Source organism: Micromonospora halophytica, assembly GCF_900090245.1.
Taxonomy (GTDB): Bacteria; Actinomycetota; Actinomycetes; order Mycobacteriales; family Micromonosporaceae; genus Micromonospora; species Micromonospora halophytica.
The window spans coordinates 174,297-199,424 of the sequence record NZ_FMDN01000005.1; the positions used below are offsets into that span (position 1 = coordinate 174,297).

Sequence of the window (25,128 nt, forward strand, 5' to 3'; positions counted from 1 at the left end):
CGTGCGGGGCTGCGATCAGCGTGAGACGCGGATCGGCATGATGAGGTACCGGTACCCCGGGATGACCTCGCCATCCTCGCCGGCGGGGGAAATCACCGCGGGCTTGAAGGCGTCGACGAACGCCAGCTGCGCGAACTGGGCACCCAGGTTGGCCAGGCCGTCGATCAGGTACTGCGGGTTGAAGCCGATGGTCAGTGGCTCACCGGTGAAGGTGGCCTCCATGGCCTCGCTGGCCCGTGCCTCCTCGGTGCCGCCGGCCTCGACCACCAGCCCGTCGGAGCTGAAGCTCAGCAGCACCGGGGTGGTCCGCTCGGCGACCAGCGCGACGCGCTTGACGACCTCGATCAGCGTGCTGACCGGCACCCGGGCCTCGGCGTTGTGGGTGGCCGGGAAGAGCGAGCGCACCGGCGGGTAGTTCGCCCCGTCGAGCAGTCGGCTGGTGGTACGCCGGGTGCCGCCCGCGAAACCGATCATGCCCTCGCCGGCGGAGCCCTGGGAGAGCGCCATGACGACCTGGCCGCCGAGCGGGCCGAGCGCCTTGGCGGTGTCGTGCAGGGTGCGCGCCGGCACGAGGGCGTTGATGCTGATCTCCGGGTCGTCCGGGTTCCACTCCATTTCGCGCAGGGCGAGCCGGTAGCGGTCGGTGGCGAGCATGGCCAGTGTGCCGCCGGAGAGTTCGATCCGTACGCCGGTCATCATCGGCAGCGTCTCGTCCCGGCCGGCCGCCACGGCGACCTGGGCGACGGCGGCGGCGAAGGCGGCCGCGTCGACGGTGCCGGTGCTCTCCGGCATCTCCGGCAGGGTCGGGTAGTCCTCCACCGGCATGGTGGGCAGGGTGAACCGCGCGCTGCCGCAGACCAGCTCCAGGTGGGCGCCGACCGCGGCGATGTCCACCGGCTTGGCCGGCAGTGCCTTGGTGATCTCGGCGAGCAGGCGGCCGGAGACCAGGGCGGCGCCGTCGGCGTCTCCCTGCACCTCGACGGTCACCTGGCTGGATACCTCGTAGTCGAAGCCGGAGACCTGCAGGTTGCCGTCGGTGACCCGGAGCATCACCCCGGCGAGCACCGGTACGGACGGCCGGTTGGGCAGGCTCTTCGCGGTCCACGCCACCGCTTCGGCGAGCGCGTCGCGCTCCACTCGGAACTTCATCAATGCCTCCGCGTCGACGTCAGCGACAACTCTCTCATGCCGACCGCTGCCCACCGTCCCGCCCGACCGTGCGGGTACCCATCGCACCTTAGGGCGCGCGGGCATCGGCTGTGCGCCCGACCCCGTGGATCCAGGTGCCGGAGCGACTGCCGACGGCAGCGTTCCGACCCGATCCACAGGAAGTCCAACGGTGATGATTGGTTTTTGATTCTTTAGAAGAGATAACTCATCGTCTTCATCGCACCTGTGCAAACTGTGGAGAACTCGCGTCTGCGCAGCTCAGACAGGTTATCCACCGGTGGTTTGGCTGTGGAGAACCCGGGGGTAAACCCTGGTGTGGATCCACAGGCCGTTCGTCGCGCCGAGTTGTCCACCGTTGTCCACCGGTTATCCACCGGTTATCCACCGGATTTCTCCCCAGAGCTGTGGACATCGCCGGCGGCTCCGACCGGGGTTGTCCCCAGAACCTTCAACAGCCCGCCCACAGGTCGACCATCGCCTGTGGACGACGGCGCCGTCGTCCACAGGCGTCCACAGGCTCGTCCCCAGGGTTTGTCCACAGTCTGTGGGTAACCGGCCCGGGACGGCGTGTGGTTGTCCACCGCCTGTGGAACAGGGGGTGTGGACAACCGGGCCGTCCTGTGGACAAACATGACGCCGATCCTGGGCCCTCGACCCGGTCGAGGGTCAAGCCACAGCTGTGCACAGGGACGAAAGAGCGCCCGGCCGGTGTGGCTCGGCCGGGCGCTGCGGGTGCGGGGGCGTGACGTACGCAACGACGAATCCGGTCCAGCGCGTCGGACGCCGCGCTGCGACCCGAGGCCGTCGCTCAGGTGGTCTGCTTGATCCGGTTGGTCAGCTCGGCGATCTGGTTGTACAGCGAGCGGCGTTCGGCCATCTGCTGACGGATCTTGCGGTCGGCGTGCATCACCGTGGTGTGGTCCCGACCGCCGAACGCCTGCCCGATCCGGGGCAGCGACAGGTCGGTCAGCTCCCGGCACAGGTACATGGCGACCTGGCGGGCGTTGACCAGCACCCGGGAACGGGAGTGGCCGCGCAGGTCCTCCAGGCTCACCCCGAAGTAGTCCGCCGTGGAGACCATGATCTGGTCGGCGTTGATCTCCGGCCCGGCGCCGTCCGGGATGAAGTCCCGCAGCACCTCCTCGGCCAGCGACAGCTCGACGTTGGAGCGGGTCAGGCTGGCGAAGGCGGTGACCCGGATCAGCGCCCCCTCCAGTTCCCGGATCGAGTTCGACACCCGGGAGGCGATGAACTCCAGCACGTCCGGCGGCGCGAAGAGCCGCTCCTGGGCCGCCTTCTTCTGCAGGATCGCGATCCGGGTCTCCAGGTCCGGCGGCTGGATGTCGGCGAGCAGGCCCCACTCGAACCGGGTCCGCAGCCGGTCCTCCAGCGTCGCCAGCTGCTTCGGCGAGCGGTCGGAGGTGATCACGATCTGCTTGTTGGCGTTGTGCAGCGTGTTGAAGGTGTGGAAGAACTCCTCCTGCGTCCGCTCGCGGTTCTCCAGGAACTGGATGTCGTCGATCAGGAGGATGTCGACGTCGCGGTAGCGGCGCTGGAACGCGCTGGTCTTGTCGTCCCGCAGCGAGTTGATGAAGTCGTTGGTGAACTCCTCGGTCGAGACGTACCGGACCGAGCGGGCGTTGCCCAACGTCGTGGCGTAGTGCCCGATGGCGTGCAGCAGGTGGGTCTTGCCCAGCCCCGAGCTGCCGTAGATGAACAGTGGGTTGTACGCCTTCGCCGGCGACTCGGCCACCGCGACGCTCGCCGCGTGCGCGAACCGGTTGGACGAGCCGATGACGAACGTCTCGAACATGTACTTCGGGTTGAGCCGGTTGCCGCCGCTCTCCGCGCCGCCCGGTCGCCGGTCGGCACCGCCACCGGGGCGGCGGTCGACGCCGGTCCGGCCGGGGCCGCTGTCCGTACCCCCGTCGCGCGGCGGGCGGGCCTCGCCGCGGTACGCCGGCTCGAAACCGCGCCCGTCGGTCTCCGGCCCGTCCGGGGCGGAACGCTCCTCGAAGCCGCGTCGCTCCGGTGTGGGACGGCTCACCCGAATCGGCTCGGTGAAGGCGGCGCCGAAGAGGGTGTCCTGGCCGCCGTCCCGACTCGCCGGGATGCGGCCCACCGGGCGGTGCCCGTCCTGGTGCGTCGGCCCGGTCGACGACTCGGGCTGCGTCGGCCGTTCGCCGTACGCCTCCTCCGGATAGCCCGGCCCGGGGTAGGTGGCCTCGGGCTCGGGGAAGGCGGGCTGCCGGCCGGCGGCGAAGTCGTCCCCGGGGGCCTCCGGCTCGGTCTCGGGGGAGCTGCGGTAGACGGTGCCGGCGGGGCGGCCGGAGGCGTCCTCGGCGACCCGTACGGTGACCGCGACCTGGATGGGCCGACCCAGCCGGCGGGTCAGCGCCTCGGTGATCGCCGGGCGCAGCCGGGACTCGATCACGTCCCGGGTGAAGGCGTCCGGAACGGAGAGCAGGGCGGTGTCCTCGACGATCGCCCGCAGCTGGGTGAGCCGCAGGTACGCGCGCTGCTGTGCGGAGATGATCTCGTCGGCGAGTTCGTCCGTCGCCGCGGTCCACACCGCAGCAAGGTCGGTCGTACCGGCCACCGTCGTGCCACCCCCTCGCCTCTGCTCCCGGCCGCCGCTGTGGTCCAGTCGACCGTTCCGGGCCCGCCACCGCGTTCGAGCGGGTGGTTCCGCACTCCACCGGGCGGATCAACGACCGGCATCCACAAGTTATCCACAGCCTGTGTGTACCGACCGATTGTGCCGCCCGCCGGGCGCGGGCCGGACCGTGGCCCCCCTTGTCCCGAGGGGCGTTGAAGCGGGTTCACCGTGCCGAACGATTCACTGCCTTGTCCGGTCTTGCCCGTCAGCGACAACCCGGACCCGACGATGACCGCAATCGGGCACGGTAACAGCGACGAAGGGCGACCATCAACCGCCGCCGCCCGGCACCGGTTGTCGACATCAGTGAAAAGCGTCGGTTCGGTCGCCTCCCCGCCCTGCTCGTGCCCCGTCATGAGGTGTTTGACGGTCATTGCCCCCCTGCGTAGGCTGGAGCGGCTGCTCTGCCGCCCTCTGCTAGGGTGATGGGTGCTTGCTGTCCGCGGTCGGATCCCCGCACCGCCGAGGTCCCGCGTCGCCGGGCAGCACCGATCGGGGGCCACCGCCGAGGTGGCCTGGACCACCACACGACCCCGGCGATCCCGCGCCGTGGACGTACGAAAACGGAGAGCCTGACGTGAGCAAGCGCACCTACCAGCCGAACAACCGCCGGCGCGCGAAGACCCACGGCTTCCGGCTGCGCATGCGCACCCGTGCCGGCCGCGCCATCATCTCGACCCGCCGCGCCAAGGGCCGCGCCCGCCTGTCGGCCTGAGCCGACCGGGCCCGATCCGGGGGACGTGGTCAGTCGTGCTGGCGGCCGCACAGCGACTGCGGCGCAGCACCGACTTCGCCGCAGCGGTCCGGGGTGGCCGACGAGCCGGCCGTGGCGCCGTCGTAGTCCACCTGAGCCTGCCGACCACCGAAACCGCCGCGACAACCTCGCCGGAGCCGGCGCGGGACGCCGACACGGAGATCAGCTCCGTGTCGACCCGCGCCGGCTTCGTCGTGTCCAAGGCGGTCGGGCCCGCCGTGGTCCGCAACAAGGTCCGGCGCCGGCTGCGGCATCTGGTCCGCGAGCGGCTCGCCGCGCTGCCCGGGGGAACCACCCTGGTGGTACGCGCGCTGCCCGCCGCGGCCGAGGCGTCGTACCAACGACTCGGGGTCGACCTGGACGCGGCGATCGCCGCCGCGCGGGCACCTCGGGGACGGCGGTCGCGGTGAACGACGAATCCGCCGCGGCGCGGCCCACCACCTGGGGTGCCCGAATGCTGAGTGGCCCCATCATCGCGTACCGTCGTTGGATAAGCCCGGCGCTGCCGGCCCGTTGTCGGTTCTACCCGTCGTGCAGTGCGTACGCCCTGGAGGCGGTGGCCCGGCACGGCGCGCTCCGGGGAGCCGGCCTGACGGTCCTGCGGTTGTCGCGCTGCCACCCCTTCCACCCAGGTGGACATGACCCGGTGCCGGAGCCGGGCGGCCGCCGCCGTGCCGACCTGACTGGAGCCTGAGAATTGAGTCTCGACTGGATCTACTACGCGATCTCGTGGATCCTGCTGGCCTGGCACTCGGCCTGGGACGCCATCGGGGTGCCGGTCGGCACGGTCATCGGCACGAACTGGGCCTGGATCCTGGCCATCATCTTCCTGGTGGTCACCGTCCGGGTGATTCTCTTCCCGGTCTTCGTCAAGCAGATCAAGTCGCAGCGGGCGATGCAGGCGCTCCAGCCCAAGGTCAAGGAGCTTCAGGAGAAGCACAAGGGTGACCGGGAGACGCTCCAGAAGGAGATGATGGAGCTCTATCGGAAGGAAAAGGCCAACCCGCTCATGGGCTGCCTTCCGATGTTCCTCCAGATCCCGGTCTTCCTCGGCCTCTTCCACGTGCTGCGCCGACTCAACCCGGATCCGGACAAGGCCAACAAGGATTCCTACGGCTGGACGGTCGACCAGTTCAACAGCGCATCCGAGGCCACCCTCTTCACCGCGCCGATCGCCAGCAAGTTCGGCTCCACCGTCGAGGAGCTGGCCCAGCTCGGCGCCAATGGCACCACCGTCAAGATCATGGCCGGCATCCTGGTCCTGGTCATGATGGGCACCACCTACCTGACCAGCCGCCAGATGATCCTCAAGACCGGTTGGGCGGAGGACCCGCAGCAGCGGATGATCCAGCGACTCATGCTCTACGGCATCCCGTTGTCGCTGCTGATCTCCGGCGCGATCTTCCCGATCGGTGTGATCATCTACTGGGTCACCAACAACCTGTTCACCCTGGCCCAGCAGCAGTGGGTGCTGCGCAAGTTCCCGCCGCTGGTGACCAACACCAAGCCGGGTGCCACGGCCGCCCGCAACCCGGTGCAGCCGACCAAGACCGGCGGCTTCCTCAACCGCAGCAAGCCGGCCCCGCAGGCCCCGGCCAAGCCCGCCGCGCCGAAGGTCGCCGGGCCGAAGCCGGGTGCCAAGCCGACCAACCCGAAGAAGGGGGGCCGGCCCGCCAAGCGGCAGGGCTGACCCACCGGGCCGCCGTCGGGACAACCGACGGCGGCCTTCCGGTACCGCGCAGCCGCCGTACGGCCGGCGCCGGGCCGGAACCCGCCGCGCATCGCGCGATCACGGGCGACACTGCCCGTACAGACCTGCCCGTGGGCACCGGCCATCTCCCGCCGGCACCCCGGGAGACCAGCGGACCCGACGGTCCGGCCGAGCGAGTACGGAGATGAGACCGTGACCGAGACCAGCATCCCCAGCGTGGAGCAGTCCGTGGACGAGGAGATCGAGCCGACCGCCGCCACGGGTGAGGGCGAAGCCGCGGAGACCGGGGCGGGCACCTCGAAGAAGGCGGCCAGCGAGAGTGAGCTGTTCGCGCAGAGCGAGATCGCCGCCGACTACATCGAGGGACTGCTCGACATCCTCGACTACGACGGCGACATCGACGAGCTGGTGTCCGGTGGCCGTCCCGTCGTCGAGGTGGTCGGCGGCCGGCTGCAGAACCTGGTCGGCCAGCGCGGCGCCACCCTGGAGGCGCTCCAGGAGCTGGCCCGGCTGGCGGTGTTCCGGCAGACCGGCACGCCGAGCCGGCTGCTGCTGGACGTCGGGGGTTACCGCGCCACCCGGCGCAAGGAACTCGCCGCCGTGGCCAAGAACGCGGTGGAGAAGGTCAAGGAGCACGGCGAGCCGGTCCGGCTCGAGCCGATGTCCGCCTTCGAGCGCAAGGGCGTGCACGACGTGGTCAACGCGATGAGCGGCGTGGAGAGCGAGTCCGAGGGTGTCGAGCCGAACCGGCGCATCATCGTCCGGCCGGCGGACTGACCGGGTGGCCTACGACGACACGGCGGACGCCGTGACCGGCCCGGGTGGCACGCCGCCCGGGCCGTCGGCTGTCCGCCCCGAACCGTCCCCGGCCGACGCCGTCCTCCCGGCGGAGTTGGCCGACGCCGCCCGGACGCTCTTCGGCGACCGGCTCGACCTGGCTGCCGCGTACGCCGAACTGCTCGCCACCGACGGTGTGGTCCGCGGCCTGATCGGCCCACGCGAGGCTCCCCGGATCTGGGACCGGCACCTGCTCAACTGCGCGGCCGTGGCGGAACGGATCCCGGAGGGCGCGACGGTGATCGACGTCGGCTCCGGGGCCGGCCTTCCCGGCCTGGTGCTGGCGATCGCCCGTCCCGATCTACAGGTGACCCTGGTCGAGCCGCTCGCCCGGCGCACCTCCTTCCTGATCGAGGCGGTCCAGCAGTTGGGGCTCGCGAAGATGGTCCGGGTGTTCCGAGGACGGGCCGACGAGGCGGCCTCGGGCGAGACCGGCGTCGGCCCGCTGAGCGCGGACGTCGTCACCGCCCGTGCGGTCGCCCCGCTCGACCGGCTCGCCGGCTGGTGCCTGCCGTTGGCGGTGCCCGGCGGGCGGCTGGTCGCCCTGAAGGGTTCCTCCGCCGCCGACGAGATCGCCGAGCACGCCGCCACGGTGGACCGGCTCGGCGGTGGCGAGCCCACGGTGCATCTGTGCGGCGTGGGAGTGATCGATCCCGCCACCACCGTGGTGGAGGTCGTCCGGGAGCGGGTGGTCCGTCCACCGGCCGCCAAGAAGGCCCCCAAGCGGTCGCGCGGTGGGCGCAAGAAGGCGCGCTGACGCCTCGGAGTCCTGTTCGCTTCCCTTGGGTCACGCCCGTACCGCTGGCCCGTCCGGGTGTCCGGCCTCGGCGCGAGGTGGCGTGCAGAACTGAGATGGACCCGCCGCGCCCGTCCCCCGTAGGCTGGCCGCGCGTCGATAGTGTGGAGCGGGCGGGTGCCGGGCGCACCGAATCCCGACCGCTCCCGCCGGGCCGTACGCTCCGCGGTGCGAGCGCGCGTGCGGTCAGTTGACGGGGTGCGGACCGACCATCCGGAGCGGGCAGGGATGACAGGTGCATGACGACGGCAGGTACGACGATCCACGGGTGAATCGCCCTGAGGGCCTTCCCTCCGGTGCGGAGCCTGTTTCACGTGAAACCGAGCAGCAGTCCTGGCCCTCGGGTGGACAGCCCGGTCCCGCCGCGCCTCCGCCGGACTGCGATCCGGTGCCACGGCGGGACGCGCCCGCCGTGGGTGCGGCGCGGCCGTCGCCCGAGTCGTACGTGCCGCCACCGTCCGCAGCGGATGGTCGACCCTCCACCGCCGCGAGTGGCCGGGCCGCGCCGGTCCGGCGTAACGCCGGAGTGCCCTCCCGGTTCGAGCCCCCGGTCGGCGGGAACGTGCCGCCGACCGTACCGCAGCAGCCGCATCCGGGCGTGGTGCCGGACTCGGTGTCCGTCATCATCGACACGCCGGCTGCGGTGTCCGGGGTCGTCGCTGCCGACCCGGCCGCTGCCGCGTACGTTTCACGTGAAACCCCGACGCGCGAAGAGGATGACCCACCGTTGGCTATGGAGGCGATGCGCGCCGTGCAGATCCTTAACCCGAGTGGCGAGGTGACAATGCCTCGTCCCGAGCGGACGCGGGTGATGTGCGTCGCGAACCAGAAGGGTGGCGTGGGCAAGACCACGACCACGGTCAACCTGGCGGTGGCGCTGGCCCTGCACGGCAACCGGGTCCTGGTGGTCGACCTCGACCCGCAGGGCAACGCCTCGACCGGGCTGAACGTCCCGCACCACACCGGCGTGCCGGACGTCTACGACTGCCTGATCAACACTGTGCCGCTGGAGGAGGTGGCGCAGGAGGTCGAGGGCATCCCCAACCTCTGGTGCGTGCCGGCCACCATCGACCTCGCCGGCGCGGAGATCGAACTGGTGTCGGTCGTGGCTCGGGAGTCCCGCCTGGCCCGGGCCATCGCCGCGTACCCGGGGCACTTCGACTACGTCTTCATCGACTGCCCACCCTCGCTCGGCCTGCTGACGGTCAACGCCCTCGTGGCCGCGCAGGAGGTGCTGATCCCCATCCAGTGCGAGTACTACGCGCTCGAAGGGTTGAACCAGCTCATCAACAACATCAACCTGGTCCGTCAGCATCTCAACCCGAAGCTGGAGGTCTCCACGATCCTGCTCACCATGTACGACCGCCGCACCCGGCTGGCCGACGCGGTGGAGCAGGACGTCCGGAACCACTTCGGCGACAAGGTGCTCCAGGCGGTCATCCCCCGCAACGTGCGCGTCTCCGAGGCGCCCAGCTACGGCCAGTCCGTCATGACCTACGATCCCGGATCGCGGGGGGCGACGAGCTACTTCGAGGCCGCCCAGGAAATCGCCGAGCGTGGCATCAAGGAGCCGGTGATCCGGAATGCGTAGTGCGGACGAGTCGCTGGGAGGCGTCGCATGAAGAACCGACCCCGTGGCGGTCTGGGTCGAGGACTCGGGGCGCTGATCCCGACCGGCCCGGTGGCGGGCGTGCCGGGCACTGTCGTCGCTCCGGCCGAGCCGGACGCCGGTCGTACGGCGATCGAGGCGCCCGTCGAGGCGGCCGCGGCGCCGGTGCCGGCCACCCCGCCCGCGCTGCCCGAGCCGGAGCCGCAGCCGCACCTGAGCCCGGTGCCTGGGGCCCGCTTCGCCGAGATCCCGGTCGACGCGATCGTGCCCAACCCCAAGCAGCCCCGGCAGGTCTTCGATGAGGAGGCGCTGGAGGAGCTGAAGACCTCGATCCGGGAGGTCGGCTTCCTCCAGCCCATCGTCGTCCGCGCGCTCGACGGCGAGAAGTACGAACTCGTCATGGGTGAGCGTCGGTGGCGGGCCGCCCAGGCGGTCGGCCGGGAGAACATCCCCGCGATCGTCCGGGACACCAAGGACGACGCGATGCTCCGGGACGCGCTCCTGGAGAACATCCACCGGGCCAACCTCAACCCGCTCGAAGAGGCCGCCGCGTACCAGCAGTTGCTGGAGGAGTTCGGTGCCACCCACGAGGAGCTGGCCCGGCGGATCGGCCGGAGCCGGCCGCAGATCTCCAACACGATCCGGCTGCTGAACCTGCCGGCCCAGGTGCAGCGGCGGGTCGCCGCCGGGGTGCTCTCCGCCGGTCACGCCCGGGCACTGCTGAGCCTGGAGGAGCCCGAGGCGCAGGAACAGCTCGCGCTGCGGATCGTGGCCGAGGGCCTCTCCGTACGCGCGACTGAGGAGATCGTGGCGCTCGCCCTCTCCGAGGGGCCGGCGAAGACCCCGGCCGCCAAGCGACGGACCAAGCCCCACGCGCCCGCGCTCACCGATCTGGCTGATCGTCTCTCCGACCGCTTCGACACCCGGGTCAAGGTGGACATCGGCCGGAGCAAGGGGAAGATCACCATCGAGTTCGCCACGGTGGACGACCTGGAACGGATCGTCGGCCTCATCGGCGTCGGCCAGGAGGAGCCCGAGGAGGGCTGAGCGGCGATCTGACGGCATGAGCGGCCATGCCTCCCCCTACCCGGGAGGTGCGGCCGTTGACCTGTGTGCGGCCCGCTCAGCGGGATCGGCGGGGCACTCGTCGGCTTCGTTGACGGCAAGGGCCGGCGTCGACGGCGCGCTGGAAGTTCACCGGACGGCCGGACGACGTGGCTGGTCCCGCCCACGTCGGTCGCACATCGGTTCAGGTGCCCGGCCGGCAGCTCGTGCTCGGTCGGCCTGATCTACCGCTCGTCACGGAAGTCGGTCAGTCACAGGTCCCGGCGTACCAGTTCCCGGCTCGCCTCGATCACGAAGAGGGCGGTGGCGGAGCAGGGCGGTGGCGGAGCAGGGCGGTGGCGGTCGGGTCGGCATCGGCGGTCCGCAGACAGGGCACTCCGAGCGAGACGTGCGACATTCCGTCGTGGGTGGCTTCGAGAACGAGCCGAGACCTCGCCGCCGGGTACGGCGGAGGCGCGGCCCGGTTTCACGTGGAACCAGCGTCGCGCCGCCGCCCGGCCGCAGCGCCCCGGCTGTCCGGCGGCCGACGAGGGTTGCCGACTGCGACAAGCTCTGGGAGCAGAGGCGGCAGGCTGACCGCGCAGGCCGGCGACGGCAGCACATCGGCCGAGGGGTGACACCCGACGACCTGAGCGTGGGAGCCAGCACGCTCTGCGGTGGCCGATCCACCGGTCCGCCCGCCGGTCGTGACTCTCGCCGGCAGTCGACTGGCTCCCCGACGTCGACCGCCCCGCCGAGGGTCACGTCGACCGACCGCCGGGACGCGCGTCCCGGCGGTCGGTCGGGTCGGCGGCGGCCATCCTGGTCGCCGCTCTTGTCGGCGGACTGCGCTGCCGTGGCGGGCCGACGGGCGAGGGGGTTGCTCCAGGGGGCAACGCTGCCGCGTGGCCGTCGGCGGGGCCGGTGGGCGGCTCGGCGTGCCGGCTCAGGGCCGCAGATGTGCCGAGGCTCCGGCAACGGACAAGGCGGGGTGGGCGGTCGACTCAGCCGGACGGGGTCCGAGCCGTCGACGAGCGTTTCACGTGAAACGGCGCCTCCGGGCAACGCTCGGAGTTGGCAGCGCGTTTCACGTGAAACCACCCCCGGCCTCGCCACACCCGTCTGAGCCCTCGACAGGGTGAGCCCTCGAACGCCGGACCTGCCCTGCATCGGATGGCAGATCCGACCGGACCGGTGTCGACCGGCCTTGGGGTCGGTGGGCCGACCCAGGATCGCGAGGAGGGTCCGCGCCGTCGATCCGGCTGCCGCTGCGAGGGCGGCGGTGCACACGGAGGGTCGGTCGGGGCGCGGGGAAATCACGGGCCCGAACAGCAGCCGATCGACGCCCTCGATCGTTGGACGGAGGGGTCCCGCCAACCCTGTGACTGAGGTTGTGGATGAGCCGATAGTTATCCACAGCGGTTTTCCACAGGCGCCCGCCGTTTCACGTGAAACAGCGCTCAGCGCAGCGCTCTGACCTGTGGATGACGTGGAGTGGTGGTGATCTCATCAGCCTGTGGACAACTGCTCTCCGGCGGCCCTCGACCGCCCTCGGTCACCGTGTCCGGCGGCGTGAGACCGCCTCATGATCGGCGTCGTTCGGAGTAGGGACAGGGGTGCTCGACTCGGTTAGGGTCAGCCTCGTGCACGACACCCCTCCCGCACTTCCGGACTTCACCCAGTGGCCTTCGTTCCCCTTCGAGGGCGAGATCCGTCTCAAGCAGCTCGACGACCCGGTCCCGGTCGAGCCGCCCCGCAAGGGCGAGGCACATCGGGAATGCACCGCCTGCAACGCTCCCGACGACGCGTACATCTGGGTGGGCGAGCGATGGCGGGTGCGTGCCATGGACCGTCCCACCGGTCTGCCCATGGTGCTGATCCTGGAGTCCCGTTCCCACCTCGACCTCGGGGACCTGCCCAACCTGCTCGCCGCCGAACTCGGGGTGATGACGGTACGGCTGGAACGCGCCATCCGGTCGCTGGACGGCGTCGCCCGCGTGCACGTGAACCGTTGGGGCGACGGCTCGGCGCACCTGCACATGTGGTTCCTGGCCCGACCGTACGGACGGCTCCAGTTGCGGGGCACCTTCCTCTCCCTGTGGGACTCGATCCTCCCGCCCATCTCCGAGGCGCAGTGGCGGGAGAACCTGGCCCTGGTGGCCGCCTGGCTCGCCGAGTTCGGTGGACGCCCGCTCGCCGAACCGTCGCGCATCCAGTGGCAGGCGCCGTCCAGCCTCGCCGACCAGTCCGACGCGGCGCAGAGGTCTGCGGAGGAGGAGGCCGTGTCGGTGATCGAGGCCGAGGAGGAGATCCCGCTGCCGGCGGACGGTAAGGCCGCCGATGCGCACGACGTCGGACAGGCCGCCGACGAGGCCACCACCGGCCGCTCTGCAAGCGGCTCCGACGCAGGCAGCTACGACGCCGCCGGCAGCGGTACCGACGTGTCGGCGGCGGACCTGCGGTCGGAGACAGCGAGCGGCAGTCCCCGGACGGATGCGGCAGCGAGCGGCGACGCGAGAACGGGCGACTCCCGGGCGAGTGACGGCCGCTGACGACCGGGACTCGGCAGCGGCTGCCACCGGCGATCAGCGGAGCCAGGCTCACGCCGTCGCCATCGGCGGGCAGGAGACCACCGGCACGGGAGACGACAACCGGGGCGCGGGTACGAGACGAGACGCCGCCCGATCCCGGACCGGACCCGAGCGCCCAGGGATCAGGCGGCGAGGCCCGTGCGCGTCAGGACCGTCGGGCGGCGGCCCGCGCCACCAGCGACCCGAGCACCCGCCCGAAGTCCAGCCCCGCCGCCTGGACGGCGAGTGGCAGCAGCGACGTCTCCGTCATGCCGGGCGAGACGTTGACCTCCAGCACGTGCGGCCGTCCGTCGGCGTCGACGATCAGGTCGACCCGGGAAAGGTCCCGCAGGCCCAGCGCGGTGTGCGCGGCGAGGGCCACCTCGGTGACCGTCTCGGCGACGGCCTTGTCCAGCCGGGCCGGGGCGTGCCAGGTGGTCCGGCCGGCGGTGTAGCGGGCGGCGTAGTCGTACACGCCGTTGCGCGGCACGATCTCCACCGGCGGCAGTGCGCGCGGCCCGTCGCCCAGGTCGACCACGGAGACCGCCACGTCCATGCCGGGCACGAACCGCTCGACCAGCGCCGTCGAGTCGTACGCGAAGCAACCCACCATCGCGGCCGGGAGGGCCGGGGCGTCCCGGACCACGGCGGCGCCCAGGCCGGACCCGCCCTGGGCCGGCTTCACCATCAGCGGCAGGCCCAACCGGTCGACGATCCGGTCCAGCACCGCCACCGCGCCCAGCTCGGAGAAGCGGTCGTGCGGCAGGGCCACCCAGTCGGGGGTGGGGATGCCGAACTCGCGCAGCACCGCCTTCGCGGAGGGCTTGTCCCAGGCGAGCCGGGAGGCGCGGGCGTCGCAGCCGACGTACGGCACGCCGCAGAGGTCGAGCACACCGCGCAGCGAACCGTCCTCGCCGGTGGCGCCGTGCAGCGCGATCACCACCGCGTCCGGCGGGTCGGCGGTCAACGCGGGCAGCAGCGCCACGTCGGCGTCCCGCAGCTCCGCCTCGACGCCGACCGTCTTCAGCGCGTCCAGCACGCGGCGGCCGGACCGCAGCGAGACGTCGCGCTCGTACGAGAGGCCACCGGCGAGCACCAGCACATGCAGGTCGGTGGTGGCGGGTTCGGTCACGGGAACTCGGTCGGCAGAGGTGACAGCCATGCCGGAATCATGCCAAGTCGGGGCCCGGCGCGTCCGCGCCGCCCTGCCGACGACGGCCGGCCGGGGTGACCGTGCCGAAGACCTTGCGCATGGCGATGTCCTGCTCCATGACGCCGGCCAGCCGGCGGACGCCCTCCCGGATCCGCTCCGGCGGCGGGAACGAGAAGTTGAGGCGCATGTTGCCCGTGCCGGATCCGTCGGCGTAGAAGCCGGTGCCCGGCACGTAGGCGACCCGGGCGGCGATGGCGCGCGGCATCATCGCCTTCGCGTCGAGCCCGTCGGGCAGGTTCGTCCAGACGAACAGGCCGCCGGCCGGGTTGGTCCAGGTGGTGCCCTCCGGCATCAGGTCCTCCAGCGCGGCGAGCATGGCGTCCCGCCGCTCCCGGTAGACCTCGCGGTAGACCTTCAGCTGCTCCCGCCAGGGCATGGTCGACAGGTACGTCGCGACGGCGGCCTGCGCGTACCCGCTCGGGCAGAGGATCTGCGCCTCGCTCGCGATCACCAGCTTGTCGCGGACCGCGTGCGGGGCCAGGATCCAGCCCACCCGCAGGCCGGGGGCGAAGGTCTTGGAAAAGGTGCTCAGGTAGAAGACCCCCTCCCGGCGGCGGGCGCGCAGCGGCGCGGGCGCCTCCCCCTCGAAGCCGAGCTGGCCGTACGGGTCGTCCTCGACCACCAGCAGCCTGGCGCGCTCGCAGATGTCGAGGACCCGCTCGCGGCGCTCCTCGCTCAGCGTCACGCCGGTCGGGTTCTGGTACGTCGGGATGGTGTAGAGGAACTTCACCCGCCGGCCGGCGCGGGCCAGGTCGGCGATCGCCACCTCCAGCGCCTCCGGCACCAGTCCCTCGTCGTCCATGGGCACGTGCACGACCTGGGCCTGGGCGGCCTGGAACACCCCGAGCGCGCCGACGTACGTCGGGCCCTCGGCGAGCACCACGTCCCCCGGGTCCAGGAAGAGGCGGGACACCAGGTCGAGGGCCTGCTGCCCGCCCACGGTGACCACCACGTCGTCCGGTGAGGCGCCGCAGGACGCGTCGATGCCGGAGAGTGCCATCACTTCGCAGATCCGCTCGCGCAGCTCCAGGGTGCCCTGGCCGATGCCGTACTGCAGGGTGGTGACGCCGTGCTCCGAGCCCAGCTTGCCGAGCATCTCGCCGACCGCGTCGAGCGGCAGCGCGGCGATGTAGGGGGCCCCACCGGCGAGCGACACGACCTCCGGCCGGCTGGCCACCGCGAAGAGTGCCCGGATCTCGGAGGCGGTCATGCCCCGGACCCGCCGGGCGTACCGGTCGGTGTAGTCGTCGAGCGTCGTGCCGGTCATGACATCACCTCGATCGGGTGTCGGTCGGGCTGCCGCCCGGTGGGGTACCCGCGGTGCCGGCGACCATGGCGGCGCGGGACGCCGGTCGCTCGATCGTAGTCCGCCTGAGCTGCGTCCGGACCGGTGACTTCGGGTACGTCCACATCCCGGACCGGTCGTACCCGGCTCGGGTGGGCGTTCGCGCGTCCCCTCCCGTACGGTCTGCGGGGGGCGTACGATCGCTCGTCGGGGGCCGGAGAGGCGGCGGTGGTCCGCGCTGTCCACCTCCGAGCCTATTGTGGGGGCCCACCGATGTCGCGACGTCTGGTCAGTCTGACCCTGGACACCTTGGAAGACCTGCCTCGCCCGTGCCGGGAGTGCGTGTACTGGGAGCTCGACCCGGTCTCGGCCGAACGGGCGTGTGCCGCCGGTGACCCCGGGCTGGAGAAGGAGGCCTGGGTCTCCCAGACCCTGCTGGAGTGGGGCTCCTGCGGCAAGCTGGCGTACGTCGACGGGATGCCCGCCGGGTTCGTCATGTACGCCCCGCCCGCCTACGTCCCCCGCTCGATGGCCTTCCCCACCTCCCCGGTCTCCGCCGACGCGGCGCTGCTGATGACCGCGAACGTGGTCCCCGCGTTCGCCGGCGGCGGGCTGGGCCGGATGCTCGTGCAGGGCGTGGCCCGGGATCTCACCAAGCGGGGCATCAAGGCGATCGAGGCGTTCGGCGACGCGAAGTTCGGCGACGACGCGGGGGACGCCACCCGGGCCTGTGTCGCCCCGGCCGACTTCTTCCTCTCGGTGGGCTTCAAGACGGTCCGCCCGCACCCCCGCTACCCCCGGCTGCGCCTGGAGCTGCGGACCGCGCTGAGCTGGAAGTCGGACGTCGAGTACGCGCTGGAGAAGCTGCTCGGCTCGATGAGCCCCGAGACGCTGCTCCGCCCGGTCCGCCCCGCGCCGGCGACCCGCAGCACGTCGGGCTGAGCGCCGGCTCAGTCGACCACCGCACCGGCGGCCACCACCGCCCGCAGCTCGCTGACGTCGATCGAGCCGGTCGGCACGTCCCGTTCGACGGGGAAGAACATCCGCTGCACGGCGGCCACGATCGCTTCCACGACCCGGTCCCGGAAGCGGGGGTCGATGAGCCGTTCCCGGTCCCGGGGGGAGGTGAGGTAGCCGACCTCGACGCGGACCGCCGGCATCTTCGTCAGCCGCAGCAGGTCCCACGCCTTGGCGTGGGTACGGCAGTCCCGCAGTCCGGTCCGGGCGACGATCTCCCGCTGCACCAGTCCGGCCAGTCGTTCCCCGGTCGCCGAGGTGACGCCGTTGTCCGTGCCGTAGTGGTAGGTGGCCACCCCCTCCGCCTCCGGGTTGGCGTGTTCGTCGGTGTGCAGCGAGATGAACACGTCCGCGCCGAGCGCGTTGGCCAACTGCGCCCGGTCGGCGTCGGGCAGGCAGGTCTCCGGTGCCGGGCCCCGGGTGAGCTGGACCCGTACGCCCGCGGCGGCGAGCCGCCCCTCCAGCCGGCTGGCCAGGTCGTGCACCAGGTCCGCCTCGGTCCAGCGCAGCGGGCCGTCCGGCACCACCACCCCGGGGTCGGTGCCGCCGTGGCCGGGGTCGATCACCACGGTCCGCCCCACGAGGGTCGGCCCGGACTGCCGGATCGCGTCCGACTCGCGCAGCCACTGGGGGCGGCCGCCGACGACCTTGCGCCCGAGGCGGCGCAGCGCGCCCATGGTGTGCGGCCCGCAGGACCCGTCCGGCTTCAGCCCCACCTCCCGCTGGAACTGGGCCACCGCACGGGAGGTGCGGATGCCGTAGATGGTGTCGGCGTGGCCCACGTCGTACCCCATCTCCAGCAGTCGCTCCTGGAGTGAGCGGACGTCCTCGCCGGTGAGGGGGTCGGGCACCGCGTGGTACAGCGTGCGGGCGCCCAGTCGCCAGCGGGCGGCGTCCAGGGCACGCCAGGTCTCCGCGCCGACCCGCCCGTCGATACTGAGCCCACGGGACTGCTGAAAGGCCCGCACGGCGCGCTCGGTGGCCCCGTCGAACTCGTCGTCGGTCGACGGTGGGAGCAGGTCGAGGCCGGTGAGGACCGTGCGGATCTCCGTCACCGCGGGCCCACGGTCACCGGGTCGGATCGGACGCACGTTCGACCCCCTCTGCTGCTGGCTGGCCGGGTGCCACGGTCACGTGGTTCCTGGCGATCGGCACGCTCCGCCCAGTGGACGCTTACGGAGCGTATCGTGGCCGGTCCTCCTCGGGTCGGGGGTTCGCCCAGGTCAGGAGCCGGAAAGACGCGACCCCCGCACCCGGACGGGCGCGGGGGTCGCGGTGGTACGTCGGCTCAGAGCGCCGACTCGATGAGCCGGACCAGTTCGCCCTTGGGCTTCGCGCCGGCGATCGACTGCACCGGCTCGCCGTCCTTGAAGATGGTCAGGGTCGGCACGGACATCACCCGGTAGGCGCGGGCGGTCTCCGGGTTCTCGTCGATGTTGAGCTTGACGATGGTGACCTGGTCACCCATCTCGCCCGCGATCTCCTCCAGCAGCGGGGAGACCTTGCGGCACGGCCCGCACCACTCGGCCCAGAAGTCCACCAGCACCGGCTTGGCGGACTTCAGCACGTCGGTGGCGAAGTTCGCGTCGGTGACGACCTTTGTTGCTCCCACTGGGACCCTCCTCCTCAGGCGTTCTCTTCGGTTGTTCAGCCCTGCAGCGTGGCGATGAAGCGTTCGGCGTCGAGGGCGGCGGCGCAGCCGGTGCCGGCGGCCGTGATGGCCTGCCGGTAGGTGTGGTCCACCACGTCGCCGGCGGCGAAGACGCCCGGCACGCTGGTCCGGGTGCTCGGGGCCTGGACCTTCACGTACCCCTCGTCGTCCAGCTCGACCTGCCCCCGGAAGAGCTCGCTGCGCGGATCGTGGCCGATCGCCACGAAGACGCCGGTCACGTCCAGCACCTTGGTCTCGCCGCTGTGCACGTTGCGGACCCGGACCCCGTTGACCTTGCCGTCGTCGCCGAGGATCTCCTCGACGGTGGTGTTCCACTCGACCTTGATCTTGTCGTTGCCGAGCGCCCGCTCCGCCATGATCTTGCTGGCCCGGAACGAGTCGCGCCGGTGGATGATGGTGACGGACTCGGCGAACCGGGTGAGGAAGCTGGCCTCCTCCATCGCGGAGTCGCCGCCGCCCACCACCACGATGTGCTGGCCGCGGAAGAAGAACCCGTCGCAGGTGGCGCAGGACGACACGCCGTGACCCAGGTACTCCTGCTCCCCCGGGACACCCAGCGGACGCCACGCCGAACCGGTGGAGAGGATGACGGCCCTCGCCCGGTAGGCGGTCTGCCCGACCCAGACGGTGCTCACCGCGTCCGACCCGATCATGCCGGTGTCCTTGAGCTCGACCCGGGTGACGTCGTCGGTGAGGAACTCCGCGCCGAACCGCTCGGCCTGCTTGCGCATGTTGTCCATCAGCTCGGGGCCGAGGATGCCGTCCGCGAAGCCGGGGAAGTTCTCCACCTCGGTCGTGGTCATCAGCGCGCCGCCGGACTGCACGCCCTCGATGACGAGGGGCTTCAGGTTGGCACGCGCGGCGTAGACCGCGGCCGTGTAACCGGCCGGCCCGGAGCCGATGATGATCAGGTTGCGGACCTCGTCCACTGCCGTCTCCCGATGTGTGTGTTCGACACCTGTTCCGGCTGACCTGCCGCCGGGACGACGTCGATCCCGAGTACCGACGGCTCAGCGACGTCGGCGACTGACTTGCAGAACGTCATCGTACGAACCGGGGATTCCCGAACCGGTCATCCGGTGGGTCACGTCACGCGGCGACGGCCGACCGTTGACCGCGACCTCACCCTACCCGCGCCTGATGGCGGGTGTCCGCGCCGGACCCCGGCACGCCGCACTCCGCCCCGCTCACCCAGGCCCAGCGTTCACCGGACGGGTCGGCGAACCGGAGCACCAGTGCCGGCTCACCCCGGAACGCGGCGTAGTCGAGGAGTTCCACGGTGATCGGACCGCGTCCGTGTGCGGCGGAGACCTCGGCGAGGCAGTCGTCCAGGGCGTCGGGGGCGCCGAGCCGGTCCAACCCACCCGGGCCCGCCTGCCGGATCTCCCCGGGGACCTCGCCGGGCACCAGCCCGGGCGCCTCGGTGGCCAGCCGGGGCCGCACGCTCGCGGCGGTGCCGCCGGACAACGACTCCGGCGTCCAGTCGATGCCGCTGCGCTGTGGGGCCACGGTCACCCGGAACGAGCCCTGGTCGGCGGCCGCGGCGGGGCCGGCGGCCGTCGAGTCGGCGCTCTCGGTGTGGCCCGCGCTGTCGAGCAGGTGCCCGACGCCGAACCCGACGGCGACGACGGAGGCCGCGGCGAGCGCGGTCGGAGCGGCGAGGCGGGCCCAGCGCCGGCGTCGCCGGCCCGGCCCGCCGACGTCGTCCCGCCGGGATCCCGGGGTACGCGGGGCCGCGCCGCCGCCCTGCGTGGGCAGCACCGGGGACCCGGGCCGGTGGGTGGTACCCGACCGGTCGGCCGGGGCGACGTCCGGCAGCTGCCCGGTCCCGCCCGGCCCCGCACCGGCCAGCGCGGCGGTGAGCCGCTGCACGACGGCGGTCGGCATCTCCGGGGCCGGCGTGGCGAGCGCGCCCAGGTCGGCGCTGACCCGGGCGACGGCGGGGGCCAGGGTGGCGTACGCGTCCGCCCAGGCCGGGTCCTCCTCGACCAGCCGCGCGACCGTCGCCTCCTCCGGGGTGCCGTCCAGCGCCCCGCCCAGGTAGTCGGCGAGCAGGTCGTGGTCGACCTCGCTGAACTCCCCGGTCGTCACGTGTCCTCCTGGTTGGCGTCCCGCCGGGAGCGCCCCGACCCCGATCGGACGCCGTCCGAGGTCCGTGGGTTCCCGATGGTGACGCCGGGCACGTCCCGGCCGGCGGGGTCCGGGCCGGACGGGGTCGGGTCGTCGCCGGTCCGCAGGTGCCCCAGCTGCATGGCGAGCCGGGCCCGGCCCCGGGCGCAGCGGCTCTTGACCGTGCCTTCGGCGACGCCGAGGATCCGGGCGACCTCGGCGACCGGGTAGCCCTGCACGTCCACCAGGACGAGCGCGGCCCGCTGCTCGACCGGCAGCGCGGCCAGGGCCTGCCGGACCACCAGCGCGGTGTCGTGGTCGGTGGCCGGGGCGGCGGGTTCGACCCCGCCGGTGCCTTCCTCCGTGCGGGTGCCGTCGGGCAGCGGGACGGTCGGGTGGGCCTGACGGCGGCGGATCCGGTCCAGGCAGGCGTTCACCACGATGCGGTGCAGCCAGGTGGTGACGGCGGAGTCGCCCCGGAACCGGGCGGCTGCCCGGTGGGCGGAGAGCAGCGCGTCCTGCAACGCGTCGGCGGCCTCCTCGCGGTCGCCGAGAGTACGCAGCGCCACCGCCCACAGACGATCCCGGTGCCGGTGGAATAGTTCGGTGAAGGCGTCCCGGTCACCGGTGGCGTGGGCGCGGAGCAGGTCCAGATCGGAGGCCTCGGCGGCCGACAGCGCCACCGGCGGGAAGGAGCCGGTCGCCGGGTCGGGCGTACGCCCGCCGCGACCCGTCATCACCACACCCGACGAGGGTGGCGCCGATATCGCGGCGGACGGCTCACGAACCCTGGACCTTGATCTCCTGGACGCCGAGCTTCCAGCCGTCCCCGCTGTCCTTCTCCGGCAGCTCGGTGATCCAGAAGAGCAGGTACTGGTACTTCTGGTCGGCGTCGAACCCGTTGAAGGTCATCTTGGTGCCGTCGTGCTCCTCGAACGGCCGCCCGATGGTGGTGGAGTAGCTGGCGACGAGCTGCCGGTCACCGGAGGAACTGGACGGGAAGTCGGCCGTACCCGCGCGCAGCTCGGCTGAGGCGCCGGTGGACGACAGGGTGGCCTGCAGCGACTTGACCGTGCGCGGCGCGCCCAGGTCGATCCAGATCCCCATGCCCTTCTTGAGACCGCCGAACTTGCCGTGGTTCCGGTAGCTGGCGGTCTCCCAGCCCTCGTCCTCGTCGCCGTCGATGACCTTTTCGGCGTTGCGTACCTCGGCGCGGTCGCTGCTGTCCGGGTCGATGATCCGCACGTCCTGGATGGTGAGGTTGCGGACGGCCGGGGCGGGGGCCGGCGCGGTCCCGCCCGCAGGTGCGCCGCTGGTCGACGGGCGGGCGACCGGCTGGGTGTCGGGGGAGTCGTCCCCACCGAAGGCGCTGATGCCGATGAGGAGGCCGACCAGGGCGACCGCCAACAGGCCGGCGATGCCGATCGCCACCTTGCGGCCACCGGCGGCGGCCAGCGGCGACGGGTCGTCGCCCGGGTCCGCGCTGAACCGGATCGTGCCGGTCTGGTCGAGGAAGTGGTCCTCGGCCGGGATGTCGAGCCGACCCAGCTCGGCGGCGAGCACGTCCGACGAGGGCGACGCGATCTCCGGGTCGAGGAGGTCCATGGTCAGGTCGTCGAGGTACGCCGGCACGCCGGCCCGGACCTGCCGGGGTGCCGCGATGGAGCCGCTGGCGTCGCGGACGGCGTCCACGATGGCGGCCCGGCCGTGCCCGGCCGTCGCGCCCCGCAGCGGGGCCTCGGCGTGCGGCCAGTGCCCGGTGAGGGCGAAGTAGAGGATGCCGCCGACCGCCCGGACGTCGTTCTCCTGGCTGTCCTCGCCGTCCGTACGCGCGTCGGCCAGCACCACCCGGCCGTCGTCACTGATCATCACGGTGCCCGGGTGCACGTTGCCGTGCACCATGCCGGTGGCGTGCACGGAGGCGAGCGCGCTGGCGACGGCGTTGCCGATGGCGGTGGCGCGGGCCGGATCCAGCGGGCCGTCGGCGACCAACTCGCGCAGCGACCGCCCGTCGACCCACTCGCGGACGACGTACGCCCGCTCACCCTCGTCGATCGCGTCGTAGACACCGACCAGGTTGGGGTGGATGACCCGACTGGCGGCCACCGCAGCCTGGAGCATCTCGGTGGCCGAGTCGCCGCCCGGGTAGCGCAGCACGACCGCGACCGGTCGGCGCAGCACCACGTCGACCCCTCGCCACACGAGTCGCCCGGCGCTGTCGTTGTTGATGTGCTCGACCAGTTCGTACCGCTCGGCGAGGATCTCACCGGCCGTGGGAGCACCGAAGGTCATGACCGGAGGAGCGGATTCCTCCGCCTCCTGACCCTCGCCGACCTGGGTCACCCGTCCTCCCTCGGTGATCGTGCCGATCGATGGACCCGCGCTGCTGGGCATGTGGCTTCCCGCTCTGCCTTCGATGGAACCGGTCGGCGCGTCGACGCGAGCCGTCGGCCACCTGCCGTGTCCGTCCAGAGCGACCTTACCCGGACTGCCCGTCATACCGACATGTCATCTTCCCGCCGCCCGCGGCGACGTGCCTGGTGTGACCGACCTCGTCCGGTTGCGACCGTTGTCAGCCACGTTGCTGGCACATGTACTAGCCAATCTACGGGTTGACCGCAAGTGGCCGCCGCAGGGGCCGACCTGGGTGTGCCGGTCCGGCGACGTCGGACGGGTTCCCGTCGAACGGCCTGCCATGCTCCACCTTACGGTTGGTTATCCACAGGGCTTTTCGGTGGCTGGCCCGGGAATCGCAGAGTTATCCACAGCCGTGTCCCCAGGCTGGTGATCCTCGTTGACACTCCGTGTCCGCCGCCCGGAGCGGGCCGCGCCGGTCCGCCTCAGCGGCCGAGCCGCCGCCGCACCATCCCGACCACCTCGGTGATCTCGCCGATCCGCAGCACCATCGCCAGCCCGAGGTACGTCCCGCCGATCACCGCCCCGCCGACCACGAGCTGGACCGCCGCCGCCAACCAGCTCAGGTCCTCCGGGTCGCCGGGGAGCAGGGTCACCACCAGCAGCCCGACCAGGGCCGCCCCGAGCGCGGCCACCAGCACCTTGCCCGTCGTCCGCGCGATCAGGCCCAGGCCGATCCGCCCCACCCGGGGCCGGAGCAGCACCGCGGAGATCACCGCCGCGGCCAGGTACGAGAACGCGTTGCCGAGCATCATGCCCGCCGCCGCGAAGGTCGGCGAGAAGAGGACGAAGAGGCCCACCTGGACCAGCACCCGCAGCGCCACCACCGGGATGTTGACCAGCGCCGGGGTGCGGGTGTCCGGCAGGGCGTAGAAGGCGAAGGTGAAGAGCTGGCTGATCGCGAACGGCACCAGCCCCACCGCGGCGACCAGCAGCACCGTCGAGGTGGCCACCGCGTTGTCGCCGGTGAAGGCCCCGTACCGGAAGACCACCACCGAGATCGGCGCGGCCAGCACCGCGTAGCAGACCGCGATCGGGGCGAGCACCGCGGTGACCATCCGGGTGCCCCGGGACAGGTCGGCGGTGAGGTCGCGGAACCGGCCGTCGGCGGCGGCGCCGCTCATCCGGGGCATCAACGCGGTGATGATCGAGACAGCGATGATGCCGTGCGCCATCATCAGCAGCAGGAAGACGTTGTTGTAGATCAGCAGGCCGGCGCTGTTCTCGCCCGCCGCGCGGGTGAGCAGGTTGACCACCACGAAGAGACCGAGCTGGTTGACCGCGACGTAGCAGAACATCCACGCACCGAGCCGGGCCAGCTCGCGCAGCCCCAGCTCACGGAAGTCGAAACGCCACTTCCAGCGGAAACCCACCTTGCGCAGCGCCGGCAGCAGCCCCGCGGCCTGCACCGCCACGCCGAGCAGGGTGCCCCCGCCGACCAGCAGGATCCGGTCCCACCCGATGTCCGCCGGACCCAGCGCCTTCGCGCCGTAGACCACGATGTAGAGGCCGAAGATGCCGATCACCACGAGGTTGTTCAGGATCGGCGCCCACATCGGCGCGGCGAAGTGCCCCCGGGTGTTCAGCACCGCGGCGATCAGCGCGCTCACGCCGGTGAAGAACAGCATCGGCAGCATCAGGTACGACAGGTTCGTGACCAGGTCGGTGTAGTTCTCGTCCTTGCCGCCGGCGTAGATGGCGGTCAGCACCGGGGCCAGGATCACCGCGATCAGCACCGCCGTGGCCAGTGCGAGCACCGCCAGGGTGAGCAGCCGCTGCGCGTACGCCTCGCCCCGGTCCGGGTCGGCCTTGCGGCGGCGTACCAGCACCGGGATCAGGACGCTGGTGAGCACGCCGCCGAGCAGGAACTCGTACACCTGGTTGGGCAGGAACAGGGCCGTGGTGAACGCGTCACCGACCAGGCTGCCGAGCGCCGCGCCGATCATCAGGTTGCGGATGAAGCCGGTGCCCCGGCTGACCAGGCTGCCGGCCGCCATCACCGCGCTGTTCGCGGCGGCGCTGGTCTCCGCGACCACCTCCTGCGGGGGCGCGGTGGCCTCCACGCCGGGCTGGTTCAGCGGGTCGGCGGAGATGAAGGTGGCGTCGTCGCCCGGCGGCGGCCCGCCTCCCTGCGCGGCGTTCGCGCTGCGGTAGAGCCCGCCGCTCATCTCCAGCCTCCAAGGGGTACGTCGGAACCGGCGTCGGCCCGCACGCCATGACCATAGTCAACCCGGGTGGCATACCCGCGCCCGGCGGATCAGATCACG

The 25,128-nt window shown here is 72.1% G+C and carries 21 protein-coding genes; 10 read left to right on the top strand and 11 right to left on the bottom strand.

The genetic code is table 11. The features are described 5' to 3' along the window. Positions 1–15: 15 nt before the first annotated feature. A complete protein-coding gene (gene dnaN / locus GA0070560_RS09960) occupies positions 16–1,149 on the bottom strand; it encodes a DNA polymerase III subunit beta (protein WP_091294066.1) in 1,134 nt (377 codons plus the stop codon). 829 nt (positions 1,150–1,978) lie between these two features. Then, positions 1,979–3,769, bottom strand: coding sequence for a chromosomal replication initiator protein DnaA (gene dnaA / locus GA0070560_RS09965; protein ID WP_091294068.1), 1,791 nt, complete (start codon positions 3,767–3,769; stop codon positions 1,979–1,981). Between the two features lie 637 nt (positions 3,770–4,406). On the opposite strand from dnaA, the gene rpmH reads away from it, so the two are divergent. The 9 genes from rpmH (at position 4,407) to GA0070560_RS10010 (ending at position 13,132) form a co-directional block, all read left to right on the top strand. Beyond that, the gene (gene rpmH / locus GA0070560_RS09970) at positions 4,407–4,544 is read left to right on the top strand and encodes a 50S ribosomal protein L34 (protein ID WP_013736606.1); all 138 of its coding nucleotides are present in this window, start codon (positions 4,407–4,409) and stop codon (positions 4,542–4,544) included. A gap of 35 nt (positions 4,545–4,579) precedes the next feature. Beyond that, positions 4,580–4,993 carry a ribonuclease P protein component gene (gene rnpA / locus GA0070560_RS09975; protein ID WP_091294071.1) on the top strand — a complete coding sequence of 138 codons (414 nt, stop codon included), beginning with the start codon at positions 4,580–4,582 and terminating at the stop codon, positions 4,991–4,993. A gap of 44 nt (positions 4,994–5,037) precedes the next feature. Then, the gene (yidD, locus tag GA0070560_RS09980) at positions 5,038–5,277 is read left to right on the top strand and encodes a membrane protein insertion efficiency factor YidD (protein WP_211565798.1); all 240 of its coding nucleotides are present in this window, start codon (positions 5,038–5,040) and stop codon (positions 5,275–5,277) included. A 3-nt stretch (positions 5,278–5,280) separates the two neighbouring features. Further along, the gene (gene yidC / locus GA0070560_RS09985; RefSeq protein WP_091294076.1) at positions 5,281–6,273 is read left to right on the top strand and encodes a membrane protein insertase YidC; all 993 of its coding nucleotides are present in this window, start codon (positions 5,281–5,283) and stop codon (positions 6,271–6,273) included. A 213-nt stretch (positions 6,274–6,486) separates the two neighbouring features. Continuing rightward, positions 6,487–7,071 carry a Jag family protein gene (locus GA0070560_RS09990; RefSeq protein ID WP_091294079.1) on the top strand — a complete coding sequence of 195 codons (585 nt, stop codon included), beginning with the start codon at positions 6,487–6,489 and terminating at the stop codon, positions 7,069–7,071. A 115-nt stretch (positions 7,072–7,186) separates the two neighbouring features. After that, positions 7,187–7,888, top strand: coding sequence for a 16S rRNA (guanine(527)-N(7))-methyltransferase RsmG (gene rsmG, locus GA0070560_RS09995; protein WP_245675462.1), 702 nt, complete (start codon positions 7,187–7,189; stop codon positions 7,886–7,888). A 274-nt stretch (positions 7,889–8,162) separates the two neighbouring features. After that, the gene (locus GA0070560_RS10000) at positions 8,163–9,518 is read left to right on the top strand and encodes a ParA family protein (protein ID WP_425412616.1); all 1,356 of its coding nucleotides are present in this window, start codon (positions 8,163–8,165) and stop codon (positions 9,516–9,518) included. 27 nt (positions 9,519–9,545) lie between these two features. Then, positions 9,546–10,583: a ParB/RepB/Spo0J family partition protein gene (locus GA0070560_RS10005; protein ID WP_091294085.1), complete on the top strand. Its 1,038-nt coding sequence runs from the start codon at positions 9,546–9,548 to the stop codon at positions 10,581–10,583. Between the two features lie 1,640 nt (positions 10,584–12,223). Further along, a complete protein-coding gene (locus GA0070560_RS10010; RefSeq protein WP_342670419.1) occupies positions 12,224–13,132 on the top strand; it encodes a hypothetical protein in 909 nt (302 codons plus the stop codon). A 184-nt stretch (positions 13,133–13,316) separates the two neighbouring features. On the opposite strand, the gene GA0070560_RS10015 is transcribed toward GA0070560_RS10010, so the two are convergent. Together GA0070560_RS10015 and GA0070560_RS10020 are read right to left on the bottom strand one after the other, a co-directional pair. Next, entirely contained in the window at positions 13,317–14,312 is a 996-nt protein-coding gene (locus tag GA0070560_RS10015; protein ID WP_091294087.1) for a D-alanine--D-alanine ligase family protein, read from the bottom strand. A 7-nt stretch (positions 14,313–14,319) separates the two neighbouring features. Further along, positions 14,320–15,630, bottom strand: coding sequence for an aminotransferase-like domain-containing protein (locus tag GA0070560_RS10020; RefSeq protein WP_091294089.1), 1,311 nt, complete (start codon positions 15,628–15,630; stop codon positions 14,320–14,322). Between the two features lie 291 nt (positions 15,631–15,921). On the opposite strand from GA0070560_RS10020, the gene GA0070560_RS10025 reads away from it, so the two are divergent. Beyond that, positions 15,922–16,590: a GNAT family N-acetyltransferase gene (locus tag GA0070560_RS10025; protein ID WP_088976688.1), complete on the top strand. Its 669-nt coding sequence runs from the start codon at positions 15,922–15,924 to the stop codon at positions 16,588–16,590. An 8-nt stretch (positions 16,591–16,598) separates the two neighbouring features. Here the strand turns inward: GA0070560_RS10025 and GA0070560_RS10030 are convergent, their stop codons facing one another. The 7 genes from GA0070560_RS10030 to murJ form a co-directional block, all read right to left on the bottom strand. Then, on the bottom strand, positions 16,599–17,756 hold the full coding sequence (locus GA0070560_RS10030) for an N-acetylmuramoyl-L-alanine amidase (protein WP_091294091.1): 1,158 nt from the start codon (positions 17,754–17,756) through the stop codon (positions 16,599–16,601). 197 nt (positions 17,757–17,953) lie between these two features. Beyond that, positions 17,954–18,277, bottom strand: a complete 324-nt coding sequence (gene trxA, locus GA0070560_RS10035; RefSeq protein ID WP_091294093.1) for a thioredoxin — start codon at positions 18,275–18,277, stop codon at positions 17,954–17,956. A gap of 35 nt (positions 18,278–18,312) precedes the next feature. Continuing rightward, the gene (gene trxB / locus GA0070560_RS10040) at positions 18,313–19,266 is read right to left on the bottom strand and encodes a thioredoxin-disulfide reductase (protein WP_091294095.1); all 954 of its coding nucleotides are present in this window, start codon (positions 19,264–19,266) and stop codon (positions 18,313–18,315) included. Positions 19,267–19,459: 193 nt separating this feature from the next. Further along, positions 19,460–20,428: a hypothetical protein gene (locus tag GA0070560_RS10045; protein ID WP_091294097.1), complete on the bottom strand. Its 969-nt coding sequence runs from the start codon at positions 20,426–20,428 to the stop codon at positions 19,460–19,462. Continuing rightward, complete coding sequence (gene sigM / locus GA0070560_RS10050) at positions 20,425–21,186, bottom strand: RNA polymerase sigma factor SigM (protein WP_425412623.1); 762 nt, start codon at positions 21,184–21,186, stop codon at positions 20,425–20,427. The genes GA0070560_RS10045 and sigM overlap by 4 nt, the downstream gene beginning before the upstream one ends. A 40-nt stretch (positions 21,187–21,226) precedes the next feature. Beyond that, complete coding sequence (locus GA0070560_RS10055; RefSeq protein ID WP_091294100.1) at positions 21,227–22,840, bottom strand: protein kinase domain-containing protein; 1,614 nt, start codon at positions 22,838–22,840, stop codon at positions 21,227–21,229. Between the two features lie 446 nt (positions 22,841–23,286). After that, positions 23,287–25,029 carry a murein biosynthesis integral membrane protein MurJ gene (gene murJ / locus GA0070560_RS10060; RefSeq protein ID WP_091294103.1) on the bottom strand — a complete coding sequence of 581 codons (1,743 nt, stop codon included), beginning with the start codon at positions 25,027–25,029 and terminating at the stop codon, positions 23,287–23,289. Positions 25,030–25,128 lie beyond the last annotated feature (99 nt).

Excerpts from the sequence above, each read along its gene's own strand:
- dnaN (WP_091294066.1), bottom strand. The coding sequence starts at position 1,149 with ATGAAGTTCCGAGTGGAGCGCGACGCGCTCGCCGAAGCGGTGGCGTGG.
- yidD (WP_211565798.1), top strand. The coding sequence starts at position 5,038 with ATGCTGAGTGGCCCCATCATCGCGTACCGTCGTTGGATAAGCCCGGCG.
- GA0070560_RS10005 (WP_091294085.1), top strand. The coding sequence starts at position 9,546 with ATGAAGAACCGACCCCGTGGCGGTCTGGGTCGAGGACTCGGGGCGCTG.
- GA0070560_RS10015 (WP_091294087.1), bottom strand. The coding sequence starts at position 14,312 with ATGGCTGTCACCTCTGCCGACCGAGTTCCCGTGACCGAACCCGCCACC.
- GA0070560_RS10020 (WP_091294089.1), bottom strand. The coding sequence starts at position 15,630 with ATGACCGGCACGACGCTCGACGACTACACCGACCGGTACGCCCGGCGG.
- GA0070560_RS10025 (WP_088976688.1), top strand. The coding sequence starts at position 15,922 with ATGTCGCGACGTCTGGTCAGTCTGACCCTGGACACCTTGGAAGACCTG.
- GA0070560_RS10055 (WP_091294100.1), bottom strand. The coding sequence starts at position 22,840 with ATGCCCAGCAGCGCGGGTCCATCGATCGGCACGATCACCGAGGGAGGA.
- murJ (WP_091294103.1), bottom strand. The coding sequence starts at position 25,029 with ATGAGCGGCGGGCTCTACCGCAGCGCGAACGCCGCGCAGGGAGGCGGG.